Genomic DNA, 17,192 nt, shown 5'->3' on the forward strand with positions numbered 1-17,192 from the left:
GGTCCGGACGAGATTTCCGGTCCTTTTTCCGCTTCCGCCCCTATAAGGGGGCGGAATGCGGAAGGAAAATGGAAACCACGCGGAAACCACGCGGAGAGAGTCCGGAAATTGCATGCGGTCATGACGCCTGCCCCTCCGGAATGTGGGGGGTCTGCGACACATATCGGGCGCGCTTCTCTGTACCCACGTTCACCAACTCGCCCCGCGTGATCAGGGCCTTCACGGCCGAATAGGCCGCAGTCTTCCCGATTCCAGCATCCGTGCAGAGGTCCACTATCTGCGTACGGGTGAGCCCTTCTGGGCTGTCCGTTTTCCGCACAATTTCCGCGACTTGACGAACAGACGGTGCGGAATCCAGATCGTTTTTCCGCATGTCCATTTGGACCGCAACGAGCGAGGATCGCTGGGTCTCGGAACACCCGGGCATGAGCGCCTCCGAGACGGTGTGGGCGACCATCTTGAACTCGTGGTTGCACCCGTCCTCGACGTCCTTGTGCTTCCCGCAATGGATGGTGCACAGCCGCCCCTCGCTTGACACCCGTAGGTCCGACCAGACGGCTCCGTCCCATGCGCTCGACCCGCGGCCGCCGGTTCCGCCCTTCGCCGAGTGGTGCACGGCAAGGACGGTGCACTGGGCAGCGTCCTGGATCCGTTCGATTGCACTGATCGCCTTCCCTTGCTCAGTTGCGGAGTTCTCCTCGAGTCCGAGCGTGCACCTCGCTCGGGTGTCGAGGACGAGGAGGACGGCGCCGAGCTCCTGGACGATGTCGACAGCATCAGATACGTCGACGATGCTGCCGAGCTGCACGCCGATTGGGAGGACGTGCAGCATCCCGTCGAGCGCGGCCGGGTCGACGCCGGTCATCTCACACCAGGCGAGAATGCGTGGGCGTAGGCCAGTCGCGCCCTCCGCGGCGCAGTAGACGACGGGGCCCGCGGTCGGCACGTGATGCCCTTCCCAGCTCTGTCCGATGGCGACAGAGCAGGCCATGCCCAGGGTTACGAAGGACTTGTACGACCCGGGCGCACCGGAGATCTGGGCGAGGGTGTCGCGGTAGAGCAGTCCGTCGACGAGCGGTTGAACGGGCTGCATTGCGCTCAGGTCGGACACGCTCAGGAGTCGTTCGCGGAGGTGGATACGCTGCGGCAAGTCAGCGTTCCGGTCTTCGATTGGAGGCGGGATTTGGTCGTAGGGATCAGCGAACCGCGTTGCCGTTCCGCTCGGTATGTTCACTCGTCACCTCGTAGTGCGGCGAGGCGATTGGAGTGGGCTCGTAGTCGGGTGCCGGCATCAACCAGGTATGGCAGCAGGGCTGCCTCAGGCTGAGAGCGCGAGAATTCGGTGAGCGTTTCACCGAGCAACGCGAAGCTCAGCCGGTAGGACTCGGCGACGAGTGCGGCAGCATATTGCCTGAGCGCGAATGGGTTCGCGCCTGCGGTGATTGTGTCGATGAGTCGCTTGATGAGCCGCTCGTGGCCAACGTCGGCGAACTTCCCGGTGCGGTGAAGCTCGGCGCCCACGAGCGCCCCATCGGTGCCTTTGCCCTCCAGTGCGAGGGTTCGGATCGTTTCCAGCAGCTCACGCAGGTATGGGTCGTCAAGATCGGTGTCTGCGATGTACTCAAGGATTTTCGCCACCTCGGCGGCCGGGGCGGACATGAGCGCCCCGATCGTCCTGTGCCCGATGTCGAGGGTTGTTGTGGCCTGGCGACTTTCATCAGAAGGGTCGGTGTCGCGGGTAGAATCGGTGGCGACTACCAGCCCAGTCATCCCGCGCCGGTCCGAGTTCGTAGCTCGGACCGGCGTTTTCGTCGTTCTTGTCACGTTGATCTCCACGCTTCGTTGAAGCCGGGCCCGAGGCCACCAGCAGCTTCCTTCTGTCCGCCCGGCCCACAGCCAGCAGCGCGGTATTGCGCCCCACGCCTACCGCGGGGTGTCGTCGAACAACCGAAGTCCGATGCAGATCAGGGCGACGTTCTCGACGAGCAGGGTCATCGCGAGTGCGCACTCGGTCAGGTTCATTCGGATCCCTCCGACCCCGACTGCCGTGCCACGCCCTGCAGCCGGCCGATGAGGCGGAGTGTGGCCTCCCGTCCGAGCACCGCTGCGATGTCGATGATGAGGTTCTCCGCTTCCGCGTACGAAATTGAAACGTGCCCGGTCATGCCCAGGACGAGACGAATTCCTCTGTTGTCGGGTACGTCGCGAACGGTTGGCGCATCCGTGACCAGGGCATCCAAGGTGACGTACATCAGGCAGCCTCCAGCGCTTCTGCTTCGAGGACGGCTGCCCGTTCGAAGACGGCGAAAGGATGAACTCCAACGGCGTCGCTGATGCGAACGATGTCCTCCAGATCGAAGCCCTTTGCCTCTGTGCCCGCGAGCTTGCGTTGCAGCAGCACGACGGGCATACCTGCGCGTGGCGCGAGCTGGTCGATCGGGAGGTGCGCCTCGTCGATCACGTCGGCTACCGCCTGAGTGAAGGCGCCTTGAAGTCGCGTGGTGTCGTTGCTCCAATTCGCGCGGCGAGACCGGAGTTCACCCTTGGTGTTCCAGTTGTCGGTGGCTTCGGGTACGTTCTTCATGAGGTTGTCCTGCTTTCTGGTGAGGGTGGGGCACTGGGCGCCGGCAGTCACATTCGGAGCGGCAACTCCGTGACTGGCGGCGTTCGCGCGTTTGGTGGTCACGCGTTGCTCCTGCATTCGGTCCACTGCTCAAGCTGGGCGGCATCCATTTCTTCGATGGCGACCGCGGTCCCGTCGTGTGTGGTGATTCGGTACCGCTGGCTCGTGGTGTATTTCCCGACGACGTCTTCGTGGTGATTGGTGCGGACGAGCCGAAATCCCAGATCGAACAATGTGCGGCGGACTCGACGGATGCGTTGCGCGTTCTCTCGGGCCGCGACATAGGCGGCAGGCTCCCGGCGAGGCATGCGCTAAACCGACCGAGTGTCCGTGCGTGTCATCAAGTTCGACTCGACGTACTGCTCGACGTCCTCCCACCGGTACAGCACGCGCCGACCGAGCTTCACAAACGGGATCCCGGTGCCCCTGTACCGATGCTGGGCGAGGCAATCCGTGGTGGTTTTCATGTGTGCCGCGACTTCTTGCGGTGTCGCGAGCGGAGAAACTTTCGTGTCCGGCATCGGATCTCCATTCTCAAATCTCGTAATTCCGAGTGCTGACTAAATAACTACAGGTGAGCCCAGATGATGTCAAGTCTCGTTTTTTGAAGTACTGTCGCCACATGACTTCGGAGTCCGAACCTGTCCCTCTCGCTGTCGTCATCGGCCGCAACGCACGGCGTCTGCGCGGCTCGCTCCCGATGGAGGCAGTTGCGAAGAACGCGAAGAGAGCAGGATTGAGCTGGAACACAGGCCGCGTCACCGATCTGGAAAAGGGACGTGTCTCCCCAACCGTCCCGACGTTGTTCGCACTCACGCTCGCTCTGACCGATGCGACTGGGGTCGACGTCGGAATCGTCGACTTGATTCAGTCGGAACAACCCATTGAGCTAACTCCCGAATGGATCGTCACCACAGCAGCCCTTGCGGCATGGCTCACCGGCGAACGACGGGCGTTCGACGGCGCCCAGTACATGGATGCCCTCGCGCATTACCAACGCCATAGGGCTCCGCGTCCGGAAGCCGGCCTCGCAGAAGAGCGCGCCGCGAAAGGCCTCAACATCTCGATTGAAGATCTCGGGCGGCATGCGGAACAGCTGTGGGGTCGATCGCTTGCCGAAGAACGAGACCGCCGAGCGGGACCGGAGGCCAACGCTCAACGCCGAGGAATCGTCACGCGTCAGCTCACCAGTGAAATCGCCACCGCTATCGAGAGGAGCCCTCGTGGCAACGATTGAGTCCTACGACACGAAGGCCGGCAAACGCTACCGAGTGCGCTATCGGACACCCGACCGGAAGCAGACAGACAAGCGCGGCTTCACCACCAAGCGGGCCGCGCAAGACTTCGCCGCGACGGTGGAAGTCGAGAAGCTGACGGGCTCGTATATTCCTCCATCGGCCGGGCGTGTCGCGTTCGGTGAATGCGCCGAGAAATGGATGGCCGACAAGGTCAACCTGTCTGAGTCGACGCGCTCGCGGTACCGCTCCGCCCTCGATGTTCACGTCCTGCCCGCATTTAAGTCCACTCCCCTGTCGGACCTCACTCGCGAGAAGCTGCGGAGCTGGGTCACGGGCATGTGCGAGACGAGCTCGGCCGCGACGGTGCGCAAGAACGTCGGCGTCCTGCACCAGGTGCTCGACCAGGCGGTCGCGGACTCGCGGATCGTGGCCAACCCAGCGGCCGGCCTCGACCTACCCACGATTGAGCACAACGAAATGCGGTACCTCACCGTTCAGCAGGTGGACTCACTCGCGACGGCGGCCGGCGCGCACGGGGTGCTCTGCTACACGCTGGCCTACTGCGGACCGCGCTTCGGCGAGGCCGCGGCCCTCCAGGCCTACGACGTCGACCTCGACCGCCAGCGGCTCAGGATCCACCGCTCGGTGACCGTGGTCGACAGCAAGCTCGTGTTCTCCTCGACGAAATCGAACAAGGGTCGCGACGTACCCATCCCACGGTTCCTCTGTGAGCTCCTCGAGAAGCGTCTCGACGGAATGAGCCCCGATGCTCTCGTGTTCCCGGACTCGCGCGGCGGCCCGATGCGGGCGAACAACGTCAGGCGTCGCTGGTGGAACACGGCCGTGGAGACGTCGACGGCGCCGAAGGGGCTCACACCGCACGAGCTGCGCCATACGTGCGCGTCGCTGGCGATCACCGCAGGGGCCAACATCAAGACGCTCCAGAGGATGCTGGGCCACTCCTCGGCCGCACTGACGCTCGACCGGTACGGCCACCTGTTCGACGACGACCTCGGGATGGTCGGCGATCAGCTCGACAAGCTGGCGCGAGGTGAGCTGAGATCACTCCGAGTTGTCGGGTGATGTGGGCAAAATGTGGGCAGCACAGCAAAAGAGCCACCTTCCCGTTTCCGAGAAAGTGGCTCTGACCTGCCATCTAACTTGTGGAGCCTAGGAGATTCGAACTCCTGACATCTGCCTTGCAAAGGCAGCGCTCTACCAACTGAGCTAAGGCCCCGTTACCTCGTGCCACACCTCATTGCCACGCAGCAACTTGGTCAGTCCGATCGCCACCAGCACTCCGGCTCCTACGAACAGGAGGACCTTCATGCGAATGACCTTTCACCAGCACCAGGAGTGGGCCTAGGAGGACTTGAACCTCCGACCTCTTCGTTATCAGCGAAGCGCTCTAACCGCCTGAGCTATAGGCCCCTGAAGTCTGGAAACTCGCCTAACACAGTTCCCTGAACCGAGTCGGAAGATTACCCCACCGGACCGGCAAGTACCAAAACCGGTCCGGCGAGACGCTCTTTTCCCAGCTCAGCCATCGTGCTTTTCCGCGCTCAGTCCCGGTCCGCGAGCGTCACTTCGACGCCGCCGACGAGGTCGGAACACAGGTTGTAGATGAACGCGCCGATCGTCGCGAGCGCGGTGAACAACACCATGTTCGCGAGTCCGATGACGGCGGCGTAGCCGAAGACCTGCCCGGCCGTCACGAGGCCGTCAGAGCTCGACTCGGCGACGATGTCGGTGAAGGCGTTGTTCAGCCTGTCCCAGACGCCCATCCCGTCCAGGACGACGTACAGCAGGCCGACGGCCACCATCCACACGAAGAACAGCGACACCGAGATGACGGACGAGATCTTCAGCGTCGACCACGGGTCGATCTTGCGGACCTGCACCGTCGCGCGGAGCGCCTCGCCCTCCTCGACCCGCTGCGGGGCCACCGCGACTTTGGGCTGCTGACCCGTCGCCGCCGCCCCCGGCAGTGGATGCTTGGCCTCGGAGAGGTCCGGCATGTCCTTGGGGAGCACGTCCCGGCTGATGTGCCGGGTGGGTCCGTCGATCGCGGACGCCTTGGCCTTGGCCGACTCGCGCTGCGTCACGGCACCGGCCGCAGCCGCGCCGGACACCGCACCGACAGCGGCCGTGGCGGCCGTCGAGGACGGGCGGGTCCGCGGCTCCTGCTTGGGCGCGGCCTGACCGTTCACCGGCTTCTGTGCGGGCGACTTCTGCGTGGGGACGGCCTGGGTGGGGGCACCGGCGCTCGGTGCACCCTGCGGCCGCTGGCCCTGGTTTCCCTGGGCCGGCGACTTCTGCGTGGGCGCCGTCTGCGGTGTCTGGACGTCCGGACCGCCTGCGGCCTTCGCCGCGGCAGCACCGGCAGCACCCGCCGCGGCGGCGGTGCCCGCGGCGGCCGCCGGGTTCGGCTGACCCTCCGTGCGCGGGCCCTGCTTGGCCCCGCCCTGCAGCGGCCGCTTCAGGTTGGTCTGCGGCTCCCGCTGCATTCCCCGCTGCCACGGCGGTGCCTGATTTCCCCGGACGGACTCGGTGGGCGCACCACCCGCGGGCGCCCGGTTACCGGGAGCCTGCTGCGGCGGGCCCTGGTGCCCGGGGGTGTGTGGAGTCGGAGCGTGCCCCTGCTGCGGGGGCGGCACCGGCCGGCCCTGAGGGGTCTGCGTGCGCGGACCCTGGTGCTGGGGCGTCGACGGCGACCGGGCCGGATCGGCCGGTCTCGCGTCGGGAGCACTGCCCGGCCGGGCAGCCGGCCCTACCGGAGCGGGGCCACGACCGGTGGACGCCTGCGGCCCCTGCGGCGCCGAACCCTGCTGCGGGTTCGGTCGCGCAGACCCGTTCTCCGGGGTGCGGGTGGCCTGCTTGTCGGTCGTCGACCCGGCGGAACCCGGATTCGGCCGGTCACTGCCTGGCTGGTTGGGAGTGCTCACTAGGACTCCTTAGCTCCTTTGCCGCTGCTCTCGGCGTTGTCGTCGGTCTCGTCCGGTTCGTCGGCATTGCGCGCGATCGCGAGCAGGTTGTCGCCTTCCCCGAGGTTCATCAAACGAACGCCCTTGGTCTGGCGACCGGCCTTGCGGACCTGCCTGGCGGCGGTGCGGATGACGCCACCGCCAGACGTGATCGCGTAGAGCTCGTCGTCGTCGTTCACGATGAGCGCTCCGACCAGGGTGCCACGTTTCTTGTCGTATTGAATCGTGAGTACACCCTTTCCGCCGCGTCCCTGGACCGGGTAGTCCTCCATGCCGGTGCGCTTCGAGTAGCCGCCCGACGTCGCCACCAGCAGGTAGGTCCCTTCGCGCACCACGTTCAGCGACAGCAGTTCGTCGTCGCCGTTGAATCGCATGCCCTGCACGCCGGACGTGGCGCGCCCCATCGGACGCAGTGCCTCGTCGGTGGCGGAGAACCGGATCGACTGTCCCTGCGCGGAGACGAGCAGCAGGTCGTCGTCGGAGGAGCAGAGCACCGCGCCCACCAGTTCGTCCTCGCCGCGCAGATTGATCGCGACGATGCCGCCGCTGCGGTTCGAATCGAAGTCGGTGAGCTTCGACTTCTTCACCAAGCCGTTGCGGGTGGCGAGAACGAGGTAGGGCGCGTCCGCGTACGTCTTGATCTGGATGACACCCTGGATGCGCTCGTCGGGCTGGAACGCGAGCAGGTTGGCCACGTGCTGCCCGCGCGCCGTGCGGCTCGCTTCCGGCAGCTCGTATGCCTTGGCCCGGTACACGCGGCCCTTCGTCGTGAAGAACAGCAGCCAGTCGTGCGTGGAGCTGACGAAGAAGTGCGACACGATGTCGTCCTGCTTCAGCCCGGCACCCTGCACACCCTTGCCGCCGCGCTTCTGCGAGCGGTACAGGTCGGTCTTGGTGCGCTTGGCGTAGCCCGTCTCGGTGATCGTGACGACGACGTCCTCGCGCGCGATCAGATCCTCGTCGGCCACATCACCGTCGGCCGCGACGATGCGCGTGCGGCGGTCGTCGCCGTGCTTGTCGACGATTTCCTTCAGCTCGTCGCGGACGATCCGGCGCTGACGCTCCGGCTTCTCGAGGATGTCCTTGAGGTCGGCGATCTCACGCTCGATCTCGGCGAGTTCGTCGATGATCTTCTGACGCTCGAGGGCGGCGAGGCGGCGCAGCTGCATCGCCAGGATCGCGTCGGCCTGGATCTCGTCGACCGTGAGGAGCTCGATCAGGCCCGCGCGGGCGATGTCGACGGTCTGCGACGCCCGGATCAGGGCGATGACGTCGTCGAGGGCGTCGAGCGCCTTGACCAGTCCGCGCAGGATGTGAGCGCGTTCCTCGGCCTTGCGGAGCAGGTACTCGGTGCGCCTGCGGATGACCTCGACCTGGTGGGCTACGTAGAGCCGGATCATCTGGTCGAGGCGCAGGGTGCGCGGCACGCCGTCGACGATGGACAGCATGTTGCAGCCGAAGCTGGTCTGCAGCTGCGTGTGCTTGTACAGGTTGTTCAGCACGACCTTCGCGACCGCGTCACGCTTGACGGTGACGACGATGCGCATGCCCGCACGGTCCGAGGACTCGTCGTGGATGTCGGAGATGCCGGCGATCTTCGCGTCCCGCACCTGCTCGGCGATGGACGTGATCAGGTTGTCGGGGTTCACCTGGTACGGCAGTTCCGTGATGACGATCGTGGTGCGCCCCTTGGCGTCCTCCTCGATCTCCACGACGCCGCGCATGCGGACCGAACCGCGGCCGGTGGTGTAGGCGTCGTGGATGCCCTGACCGCCGACGATCAGGCCGTGCGTCGGGAAGTCCGGACCCTTCACGCGTTCCATGACCGCGGTGAGGGTGGATTCCTCGTCGGCTTCCCAGTTGTCGAGGGCCCAGTAGATGGCCTCGGCGACCTCACCCAGGTTGTGCGGCGGGATGTTGGTGGCCATACCGACGGCGATGCCGCCGGAACCATTGATCAACAGGTTGGGGATACGGCTGGGGAGAACTGACGGTTCCTGTGTACGGCCGTCGTAGTTCGGGGTGAAATCGACCGTCTCGTGGTCGATCTCCCGGAGCATTTCCATGGCGAGCGGAGTCAGTCGGCACTCGGTGTACCGCATGGCGGCGGCGCCGTCGTTACCGCGGGAACCGAAGTTGCCCTGACCGTCGACGAGCGGGTACCGCAGCGACCACGGCTGGGCCATGCGGACGAGGGTGTCGTAGATCGAGGAGTCACCGTGCGGGTGGTAGTTACCCATCGTCTCGGCGACCGGGCGCGCAGACTTCACATAACCGCGGTCGGGCCGGTACCCGTTGTCGTACATCGCGTACAGAACACGGCGGTGCACCGGCTTGAGGCCGTCCCGCACGTCGGGCAGTGCACGACCCACGATCACGCTCATCGCGTAATCGATGTAGCTGCTCTGCATCTCCTGCTGAATGTCGACGGGCTCGATGCGGTCGTGCCCCGGTCCCTCCGGCGGCAACGTTGTGTCAGTCATGAGCTCCTTCTTCTACTCGGCTTGACGTCTCCTCGCGGACGAGCGGTCCTGCACGACGTCGCGCAACCACCCGAGTCTATAGGTGCAGGTCAGCTGTGAGGCGGAAGGACTCGGGTGCGCCGAGGAATCGGTGCCGCGAGAGTCGCCCGATTACCGGAGTTCGAGCTCTCCGCCCCGGGATTCGGCGGCGAGCGATTCCGCCGCGAGCATGTCGGCCTCGAGCTCGAGTTCGGCGGCCACGCGGTCGGGGGCCATCAGCAGCGCCGTGATGGGGATGGTCACCACGAGCATGCCGAGCACGAAGACGGGGAACAGGATCGAGAACACCTCGAGTCCGTCCGGGCGCGCCACGGCCGGGTCCACGGCGGCGCTCAGCCCGAACACCCCTGTGTAGTGCATGGTGACCAATCCGACCGCCACGACCACCGATGCGATCAGGCGGAGCGTGCGGGATTCGAGGGCCGAGATCGACCACATGATCCCGGCGCCCACCAGCAGGCCGATCAGCGCCGCGGCTGAGATGTACAGGAAGTCGGAGTCCACCGAGCCCTGGATCTCCAGGGAAGCGACGATCGCGAGCTGCATGCCGACGAACCCGACGGCCAGGAGCACCGCGCCGCCGGCGAGGCGGCCCAACTCCGTCGACGAGTTCGGCCTCCGGTGTTTGGTCGGCGGCGGGCTGACGATCAGCAACGCCACCGCGGCGGCCGCGACGGGCACCACGAACGAGATCACGATCCACAGGACGTCGTAACGCACCACGCTGCCGTACACCTCGAACCCGACCATCGCGATGTAGTGCGGCAGCCAGGCGCCGATGCCGCCGATCGACAACGCGCCCCACGCCAGCCAGAGATACCGCTGCCGCGGGTTCGGTGCGGTGACCGCCTTGCGGGCGGCGGCGATACCGACGAAGACGCCGATGAACGCCGTGACCGCGGCGAGGGCGGCGATCCAGGTGCCCATGGAGAAGTGCTGCAAGTCGTCCGACATGTTCGAAATCCTCAGTACGCGGCCGTGTGGAGCCTGGTCAGTGCGTATTCGGTGATCGCCACCAGAGCGCGTTTCGCCGATTCCCGGTCACGCGCGTCGATCGGGATGATCGGCACGTCCTCGGAGATCGCGAGGGCCGCGCGGATGTCCTCGATGGGGTACCGGGGGGCGTCGTCGAATTCGTTGATCGCGACGAGGAACGGCAACTGCCGGGCCTCGAAGAAGTCGACCGCTGCGAAACTCTCGTCCAGCCGGCGGGTGTCGATCAGGACGATCGCGCCGATCGCGCCGCGGATCAGGTCGTCCCACATGAACCAGAACCGGTGCTGTCCGGGGGTGCCGAACAGGTACAGCACCAGGTCGTCGGCCAGGCTGATGCGACCGAAGTCCATCGCGACGGTGGTCGTGCCTTTCTGCGGCGTCGCAGCGAGGTTGTCGACGCCGTCGCTGGCGTTGGTGACGAGCGCCTCGGTGCGCAGCGGGACGATCTCGGAGACAGCACCGACCAGCGTGGTCTTGCCGACGCCGAACCCGCCGGCGATCACGATCTTGGTCGAGGTCACCCGATTGCGGGGATCAGATTTCGCGAAGTCCACTGAGGACCCTTTCGATGAGTTCACGACGTTCGGAGTCGGTCGAGTCTTCCTTCAGGGTGGCCAGGATCTGCAGATGCCCGGACTCGACGAGGTCGGCGACCAGGACGCGTGCCACTCCGAGCGGCACACCCACTCGGGCGGCGATCTCGGCGACCGACGGCGACTGCTGACACAACGCGACGATCGCGGCGTTGACGTCGTCGAGCTCCCACTGCCGGTCCACCGACTGCGGGAGTGCCTGAATCAATGCCTCGAGCGCGAGCTCGACCGCGGGCCGGGTGCGGCCCGACGTGAGCGAGTACGGGCGCACGATATTCGGGCCCGACCGCTCCGAGTGGTGATCGTCCATGGGCATGGTCCGGTCAGAGACCCTGCGGGGTGCGGGCCGTGGCCTGCACCGAGGCGCCGACCCGGTCGACCAGGATCGCCATCTCGTAGCCGACCTGCCCGATGTCGCACTCGGCGTCGGTGAGCGTCGCGAGGTGGGAGCCGTCGCCGACGCTCATGAGCAGCAGGTACCCGTGCTGCATCTCGACGACCGACTGCAGCACTCCGCCGCCTTCGAACAACCGGGACACGCCGGCCGAGAGGCTGGCCAGCCCGGACGTGACCGCGGCGAGTTGCTCGGCCCGGTCGATCGGGAGGTGGGCGCTGGCCGCCATCAGGAGACCGTCCGCGGATACCAGCACGGCGTGGGAGACACCGGGGACGTCACTGGCGAAGTTCGACACCAACCAGTCGAGAGGGCGCGTGACGTCGGATCCATGAGCGGTGTTCATCGGTCTCCTTCAATGCTGTTACGTTCCGCGAGCCTCGTGGCCCTGCCGTTTCGGACGCCCTGCTGGTGACGACTGAGATTGGCGCGAATTGTCTCAGGATCACGCACGCGACGCAGGGTCCCCGTATTGTGCGCGCCTTCCACGGTGCCGGGAACCAGTCGGTCGCCGGGTCGCCGCTTCGGCAGACCGATCTCGGGGTCGACCTCGACCGGGGTCTCGCTGATTCGTTCTGCGGCGGACCATCCGGCGTCGGCGGCGGAGTGCCAGACACCCGGTGCGCCTTCGGCTCCGGTCGGATCGGTCAGCCAGTCGGACACCATGTCGGAGAAGATCGGGGTGCCGCCGCCGGGGCGGGGTGCCGCCTCGGATGGTGGCGGGTCGATCCGCGACTGGAAGAACGAGGCGGTCTTCACCGAGTTCGTGCGGTAGCGGTGCCGCACCGGAGCCTGGTCGTCGCCGTCCGGCGACGGGGACGCCGGCTGCGCCACGGTCCGCGTCTCGGCGCGGTTCTCGCTGCGCGGCGCCTGCGGTGCGTGCTGCGGTCGCGATTCCGCCGGCGCCGTGTCCGTAGCTTTGTCCGATGCCTTGTCCGGGGTCGCCGCCTGCGGTCGCCGCACGGGCAGCTTCGGCATCGCTCCGGAGCCTCGGACGGTGACGGTCTCCGAGGACTGCACGGCCGGGGCGGCGGCCGGCGATCCCGCGCCTGCTGCGATGCCACTGGCACCGGGCTGCCGTCGGGGCAGGCTGGTGCCCGAGGCGGTGGTCACCGCGCTCGCGGGAGCCGGGCTCGGTGCGGGCGGCGTGGACGGGGTGCGGACCGGCAGCCCGTTGCGGGTCGCCTGCTGCCCGTTGTCCTTCCGCGGGGCGGGGGCCGCGGGCGCCGGGATGGCGGTGCGAACCGGTGCCGCGGGGATCTTCCGCTGCGATCCCGTGTCCTGCCGGGCGGCCTGCGAGACGATCAGTGCGTTCGGGATGTGAATGCTGACGGTCACGCCGGGGTTGCGCGCGGTGTCGAACGTCGACCGCAGGCGCACGGTCAGGCCGTGCCGCTTCGCGAGCCGGCTCACGACGAACAGACCCATGTGACGCGCAGTCTCGGGACCGACCTCGCCACCCGACGCCAGGCGCTCGTTGACGGCGCGCATGTCGTCGGCCGGGATACCGATGCCGCGGTCCGCGATCTCGAGCAGCACTCCCCCGTCCACGGCGCGGGCGAAGCTGAACGTCACCGCCGTGTCGGGCGGCGAGGCGCGCAGCGAGTTGTCGACCAGTTCGGCGAGCAGGTGGACGACGTCGGTGACGACCGTTCCACTGAGCGCACCCTCGGGGGTGGCGCCCATCTGCACGCGCTGGTAGTCCTCGACCTCGGAGATTGCCGCACGCAGCACGTCGCCGAGGGGGATCGGCGCCGCCTGCGACCGACGCACGCGGGTGCCGGCCAGAATCAGCAGGTTCTCGCCGTTCCGCCGCATACGGGCGGCCAGATGGTCGAGCCGGAACAGGCTCTCGAGACGCTTCGGGTCCTTCTCCTCGAACTCGAGATTCTCGATCAGGCCGAGCTGCTGGTCCACCAGCGACTTGCTTCGCCGGGCGAGCGTCTCGAACATGTCGTTGATCTGCAGGCGGAGTTGCGCCTGCTCACCGGCGAGCTTGAGCGCCTGCCCGTGGATGTCGTCCACGGCGCGGGCGAGCTGGCCGATCTCCTCGGAGGAGTGCACGGCCACCGGCTCGAACGACAGTGCCCGCGGATCGTCACTGGCCTTGATCTGCTCGATCGCGTCCGGGAGGTCGCGGCGGGCGGCCTTCAGCGCGCCGTAGCGCAGGCGACGGATCGGGCCGATCAGCGAACGGGACACGAGGAGCGCGAGAACGAGCGCCGCGAGGAGCGTGCCGAGGACGATCGCCGTGTCACGCAGCGCGGCGGACCGGGTCTCGGCCGCGCGGACCTGCACGGTGGACGCGATGTCCTTCGCCGCCTCGCTGGTGAGCTCCTGGTAGACGTCACGGCTCGCGATGAGCGATGAGCGCAGCTGCAGGATGGGCAGCACCCCGCCGCGCGACGCGTCCGCCAGACCCTGGTCGATGAGGGCGTTGCGGCCGGCGATGTTGTTTCTCAGGGTCTCGAGGCGGGCATCGCCCTTCGGGTAGTACCGGTCGAGGACGTCGAGGAGGCTCGACTCGGCACCGGCGGCCGCGACGACGGCCGACGTGGGAATGTTGCCCGTCCGGGCCTTCTCCCGTCCGTCGGGAGCGGCGTAGGCGTCCTTCACGATGACGAGACCCATCGCCTGCTCGAACAGGCGGCGCTGCGCCTGCCAGGCGTTGGTCAGCTGGTAGCCCTTGTCGACGACCTCACTGTCCTCGATGGGGCGCACGATGTCGTCGACCTCGCGGATGAAGTCCGCGGCGAACGCGCGCTGGCGTTCGGCGAGCAGGTCGGTGGCGACACCCGGCGAATCCATCAGGTTCAGCAGGGCCCGGCCATCCGAGACGGTCTGGTTGATGGAGCTGGCGACGGCCGGATCCAGTTCGGGGTTGCGGGCCTGTTCGGCCACGTCGTCCATCAGGGATTCCGCGGTCGCCCGGTCGTCCTTTGTGAGAGTGCCCGAGGCGTAACCACTGGTCACCGTTCCCATCGAGGCCTCGAGGGCCACGATGTCCGGGACGACGACAATCTGGTCGGCCGCCTCGGTGAAGTGGACGGCGTTGCTCAGTTCGCCCTGAACCCGGAGCCCACCGAGCACCATGGCGACGGTGACGGGAACTGCGAGGACCGCGGTGACCTTCCACCGCAGACCCCAACCCTCGATATCCCAGAACTTTGCCCGGGGCGGCGAATCGTCGCTCATCCCACGCTTCCTTTCCAACCAGTCATAACTCGCCGATCTGTGCTCGTGACCACGCCCACGGCACGGCAGACGTACGGGCCGGGACGACACGCGTCGACAGAGGAAAGTGATCGATCAGTCGCGCTGCCCGACGCACCGTTGTCGAAATGTAACGAGTTCATCACATCCCCATGGGGAACGTTCTTACCACAGAAATTCCCCGATCCTTACTTTCCAGTAACATGCGCACCACTGATCCCATACGTCGCCGACGGGGGGTGGATCAGCCGACCAGGCTACACAGAATCGCGGTTCACAGTCGAGGACGGATCCACCGGCTCCCCGGTCCGCGGATCCACCGCAGACGGGAACAGCCACCGGCGTCTTCCGACCACCGGTGGCTGCACGAATCCGTATTCTCTTGCGCCCGATACCTAGACGTCCAGGAAGCGGACATCCTTCGCGTTGCGGGTGATGAAACTCCGCCGAGCCTCCACGTCCTCGCCCATGAGGACGCTGAACAGTTCGTCGGCCGCGGCGGCGTCGTCGAGCGTCACCAGACGCAGGACGCGCACCGACGGATCCATCGTGGTCTCCCACAGTTCCTTGGCGTTCATCTCGCCGAGACCTTTGTAACGCTGGATGCCGTCGTCCTTGTTGATCTTCTTGCCCGACTCGAGGCCGGCCTTGACCAGGACGTCGCGCTCGCGGTCGGAGTACGCGAACTCCGGGTCGCTGCGCTGCCACTTCAGCTTGTACAGCGGCGGCTGCGCGAGGTACACGTGGCCGTGCTCGACCAGCGGCCGCATGAACCGGAACAGCAGCGTGAGCAGCAGCGTTGCGATGTGCTGGCCGTCGACGTCGGCGTCGGCCATCAGCACGATCTTGTGGTACCGCAGCTTCGCGATGTCGAATTCGTCGTGGATGCCCGTGCCGAACGCGGTGATGATCGACTGAACTTCCGTGTTCTTCAGCACACGGTCGATGCGTGCCTTCTCGACGTTGATGATCTTTCCGCGCAGCGGCAGGATCGCCTGGTACATCGAGTCGCGGCCGGACTTCGCGGAGCCGCCTGCGGAGTCGCCCTCCACGATGTAGATCTCGGACTTGCTCGGGTCGTTGGACCGGCAGTCGGCGAGCTTGCCGGGCAGACCGCCGAGATCGGTGGCGCTCTTGCGGCGCACCAGTTCGCGGGCCTTGCGGGCGGCGACGCGTGCCTGGGCCGACGACACGGCCTTGTTCACGATGGTCTTCGCGTCGGCCGGGTTCGCCTCGAACCAGTGCGACAGGTGCTCGTTGCTCGCCTTCTGGACGAACGACCGGACCTCGGTGTTGCCGAGCTTCGTCTTCGTCTGACCCTCGAACTGCGGTTCACCCACCTTCACGGAGATGATCGCAGCGAGACCCTCACGGATGTCGTCGCCGGTGAGCTTCGGGTCCTTCTCCTTGAGAAGCTTCTTGTCGAGCGCGTACTTGTTGACCGTCGCCGTCAGAGCCGAACGGAAGCCCTCTTCGTGGGTGCCGCCCTCGTGGGTGTTGATCGTGTTCGCGAACGTGTGGACCGACTCCGAGTAGCCGGAGTTCCACTGCATCGCGATCTCGAGTTCGTGACCGGTGCCCTTCGCGGTGAAACCGACGACGGAGTTGTGGATCGGCTGCTTCGTGCGGTTGATGTGCCGCACGTAGTCCTCGAGGCCGCCCGGGTAGTGGTAGACGCGGGTCTTCACCTTGTGCACGGCCGGCGCATCCGCCGCGGCGGACTCGTCCTCGGCCGTCTTGGGGGCGTCCGCGACCTGGCTGACGACCTCCTCGGTGACCTCGGCGTCGCTGACGCGCTCGTCGGTGAGGGTGATCGTCAGGCCCTTGTTGAGGAAGGCCATTTCCTGGAGTCGGCGCGCGACCGTCTCGAAGCTGTACGTGGTGGTCTCGAAGATGTTCGGATCGGCCCAGAACCGGACCGTCGTGCCCATCTCCTTGGTGGCGTCGCCCTTGACGAGCTCACCGGGCTTGGAGTCGGTGTACGTCTGGGTCCAGCGGAATCCGTCGCGCTTGATGTCGACGTCGAGCCGGGTGGACAGCGCGTTGACGACGGAGATGCCGACACCGTGCAGACCGCCGGACACGGCGTAGGAGTCGGAGTCGAACTTGCCGCCGGCGTGCAGCTGGGTGAGGACGACCTCGACGGTGGGGACACCGGAGGCGTGCATTCCGACGGGGATGCCTCGACCGTCGTCGACAACCTGGACGCCACCGTCTTCGAGAAGCGTGATCTCGACCTTGCTGGCGTATCCGGCCATGGCCTCGTCGACGGAGTTGTCGACGACTTCCCAGATCAGGTGGTGCAGACCGCGTTCACCGGTGGAACCGATGTACATACCCGGTCGCTTACGAACGGCTTCGAGTCCCTCGAGGACGGTGATGGAAGAAGCGCCGTAGTCCTTGCTGGAGGTGCTTTTGTCTGACTTCTGGGCAGCCACGGGTGGGTAGCTCTCCTTCTCCGTCCAATGCCCGACGCAGGCGCCCACCGCCCTGGTCGGGCACGCGGGAGACGAGAATCGGGAATCTTGCCGCTAGTTACCTCGGCCATCTTACTGGTACGCCGGGCCCAGGAGCATGCTATGACACCCCTGAGCGCCCCGTAGGCGAATTTTCAGGGCGCCTGGGGAGT

The 17,192-nt window shown here is 66.5% G+C and carries 15 protein-coding genes and 2 tRNA genes; 2 read left to right on the plus strand and 15 right to left on the minus strand.

Going from position 1 to position 17,192, the window contains the following annotated elements; translation table 11 throughout:
* Positions 1-118 precede the first annotated feature (118 nt).
* The 5 genes from ACFTWF_RS03210 to ACFTWF_RS03230 form a co-directional block, all read right to left on the minus strand.
* The gene (locus tag ACFTWF_RS03210) at positions 119-1,111 is read right to left on the minus strand and encodes an AAA family ATPase (protein WP_378459838.1); all 993 of its coding nucleotides are present in this window, start codon (positions 1,109-1,111) and stop codon (positions 119-121) included.
* 119 nt (positions 1,112-1,230) lie between these two features.
* Entirely contained in the window at positions 1,231-1,836 is a 606-nt protein-coding gene (locus tag ACFTWF_RS03215) for a DnaB-like helicase N-terminal domain-containing protein (RefSeq protein ID WP_378459839.1), read from the minus strand.
* Between the two features lie 182 nt (positions 1,837-2,018).
* Positions 2,019-2,252: a hypothetical protein gene (locus tag ACFTWF_RS03220; protein WP_378459840.1), complete on the minus strand. Its 234-nt coding sequence runs from the start codon at positions 2,250-2,252 to the stop codon at positions 2,019-2,021.
* Positions 2,252-2,686, minus strand: a complete 435-nt coding sequence (locus ACFTWF_RS03225; RefSeq protein ID WP_378459841.1) for a hypothetical protein — start codon at positions 2,684-2,686, stop codon at positions 2,252-2,254. The genes ACFTWF_RS03220 and ACFTWF_RS03225 overlap by 1 nt, the downstream gene beginning before the upstream one ends.
* Positions 2,683-2,931 (minus strand): hypothetical protein, encoded by a 249-nt coding sequence (locus tag ACFTWF_RS03230; RefSeq protein ID WP_378459842.1) that lies wholly within the window; start codon positions 2,929-2,931, stop codon positions 2,683-2,685. The genes ACFTWF_RS03225 and ACFTWF_RS03230 overlap by 4 nt, the downstream gene beginning before the upstream one ends.
* Positions 2,932-3,245: 314 nt before the next feature.
* Here ACFTWF_RS03230 and ACFTWF_RS03235 point away from each other — a divergent pair, with 314 nt between their 5' ends.
* Together ACFTWF_RS03235 and ACFTWF_RS03240 are read left to right on the plus strand one after the other, a co-directional pair.
* The gene (locus ACFTWF_RS03235; protein ID WP_378459843.1) at positions 3,246-3,860 is read left to right on the plus strand and encodes a hypothetical protein; all 615 of its coding nucleotides are present in this window, start codon (positions 3,246-3,248) and stop codon (positions 3,858-3,860) included.
* Complete coding sequence (locus tag ACFTWF_RS03240; RefSeq protein ID WP_378459844.1) at positions 3,847-4,944, plus strand: tyrosine-type recombinase/integrase; 1,098 nt, start codon at positions 3,847-3,849, stop codon at positions 4,942-4,944. The genes ACFTWF_RS03235 and ACFTWF_RS03240 overlap by 14 nt, the downstream gene beginning before the upstream one ends.
* Before the next feature lie 81 nt (positions 4,945-5,025).
* Here ACFTWF_RS03240 and ACFTWF_RS03245 read toward each other — a convergent pair.
* The 10 genes from ACFTWF_RS03245 to gyrB form a co-directional block, all read right to left on the minus strand.
* A tRNA-Ala gene (locus tag ACFTWF_RS03245) sits at positions 5,026-5,098 on the minus strand.
* Positions 5,099-5,218: 120 nt separating this feature from the next.
* A tRNA-Ile gene (locus ACFTWF_RS03250) sits at positions 5,219-5,292 on the minus strand.
* 131 nt (positions 5,293-5,423) lie between these two features.
* Positions 5,424-6,806 (minus strand): DUF3566 domain-containing protein, encoded by a 1,383-nt coding sequence (locus ACFTWF_RS03255; protein ID WP_378459845.1) that lies wholly within the window; start codon positions 6,804-6,806, stop codon positions 5,424-5,426.
* Positions 6,806-9,328, minus strand: a complete 2,523-nt coding sequence (gyrA, locus tag ACFTWF_RS03260; protein WP_378459846.1) for a DNA gyrase subunit A — start codon at positions 9,326-9,328, stop codon at positions 6,806-6,808. The genes ACFTWF_RS03255 and gyrA overlap by 1 nt, the downstream gene beginning before the upstream one ends.
* A 150-nt stretch (positions 9,329-9,478) precedes the next feature.
* On the minus strand, positions 9,479-10,321 hold the full coding sequence (locus ACFTWF_RS03265) for an MHYT domain-containing protein (protein WP_378459847.1): 843 nt from the start codon (positions 10,319-10,321) through the stop codon (positions 9,479-9,481).
* An 11-nt stretch (positions 10,322-10,332) separates the two neighbouring features.
* On the minus strand, positions 10,333-10,917 hold the full coding sequence (locus ACFTWF_RS03270) for an ATP/GTP-binding protein (protein ID WP_185726715.1): 585 nt from the start codon (positions 10,915-10,917) through the stop codon (positions 10,333-10,335).
* Positions 10,898-11,272, minus strand: coding sequence for a DUF742 domain-containing protein (locus tag ACFTWF_RS03275; protein WP_185726714.1), 375 nt, complete (start codon positions 11,270-11,272; stop codon positions 10,898-10,900). Before ACFTWF_RS03275 ends, ACFTWF_RS03270 begins: the two co-directional genes overlap by 20 nt.
* A 7-nt stretch (positions 11,273-11,279) precedes the next feature.
* Positions 11,280-11,696 carry a roadblock/LC7 domain-containing protein gene (locus ACFTWF_RS03280; protein WP_005249096.1) on the minus strand — a complete coding sequence of 139 codons (417 nt, stop codon included), beginning with the start codon at positions 11,694-11,696 and terminating at the stop codon, positions 11,280-11,282.
* The gene (locus ACFTWF_RS03285) at positions 11,693-14,545 is read right to left on the minus strand and encodes a sensor histidine kinase (RefSeq protein ID WP_378459848.1); all 2,853 of its coding nucleotides are present in this window, start codon (positions 14,543-14,545) and stop codon (positions 11,693-11,695) included. Before ACFTWF_RS03285 ends, ACFTWF_RS03280 begins: the two co-directional genes overlap by 4 nt.
* Before the next feature lie 413 nt (positions 14,546-14,958).
* The gene (gyrB, locus tag ACFTWF_RS03290) at positions 14,959-17,001 is read right to left on the minus strand and encodes a DNA topoisomerase (ATP-hydrolyzing) subunit B (protein ID WP_378459849.1); all 2,043 of its coding nucleotides are present in this window, start codon (positions 16,999-17,001) and stop codon (positions 14,959-14,961) included.
* Between the last annotated feature and the right edge of the window lie 191 nt (positions 17,002-17,192).

The sequence above is a fragment of the Rhodococcus sp. NPDC056960 genome (assembly GCF_042674125.1).
GTDB lineage: Bacteria > Actinomycetota > Actinomycetes > Mycobacteriales > Mycobacteriaceae > Rhodococcus_F.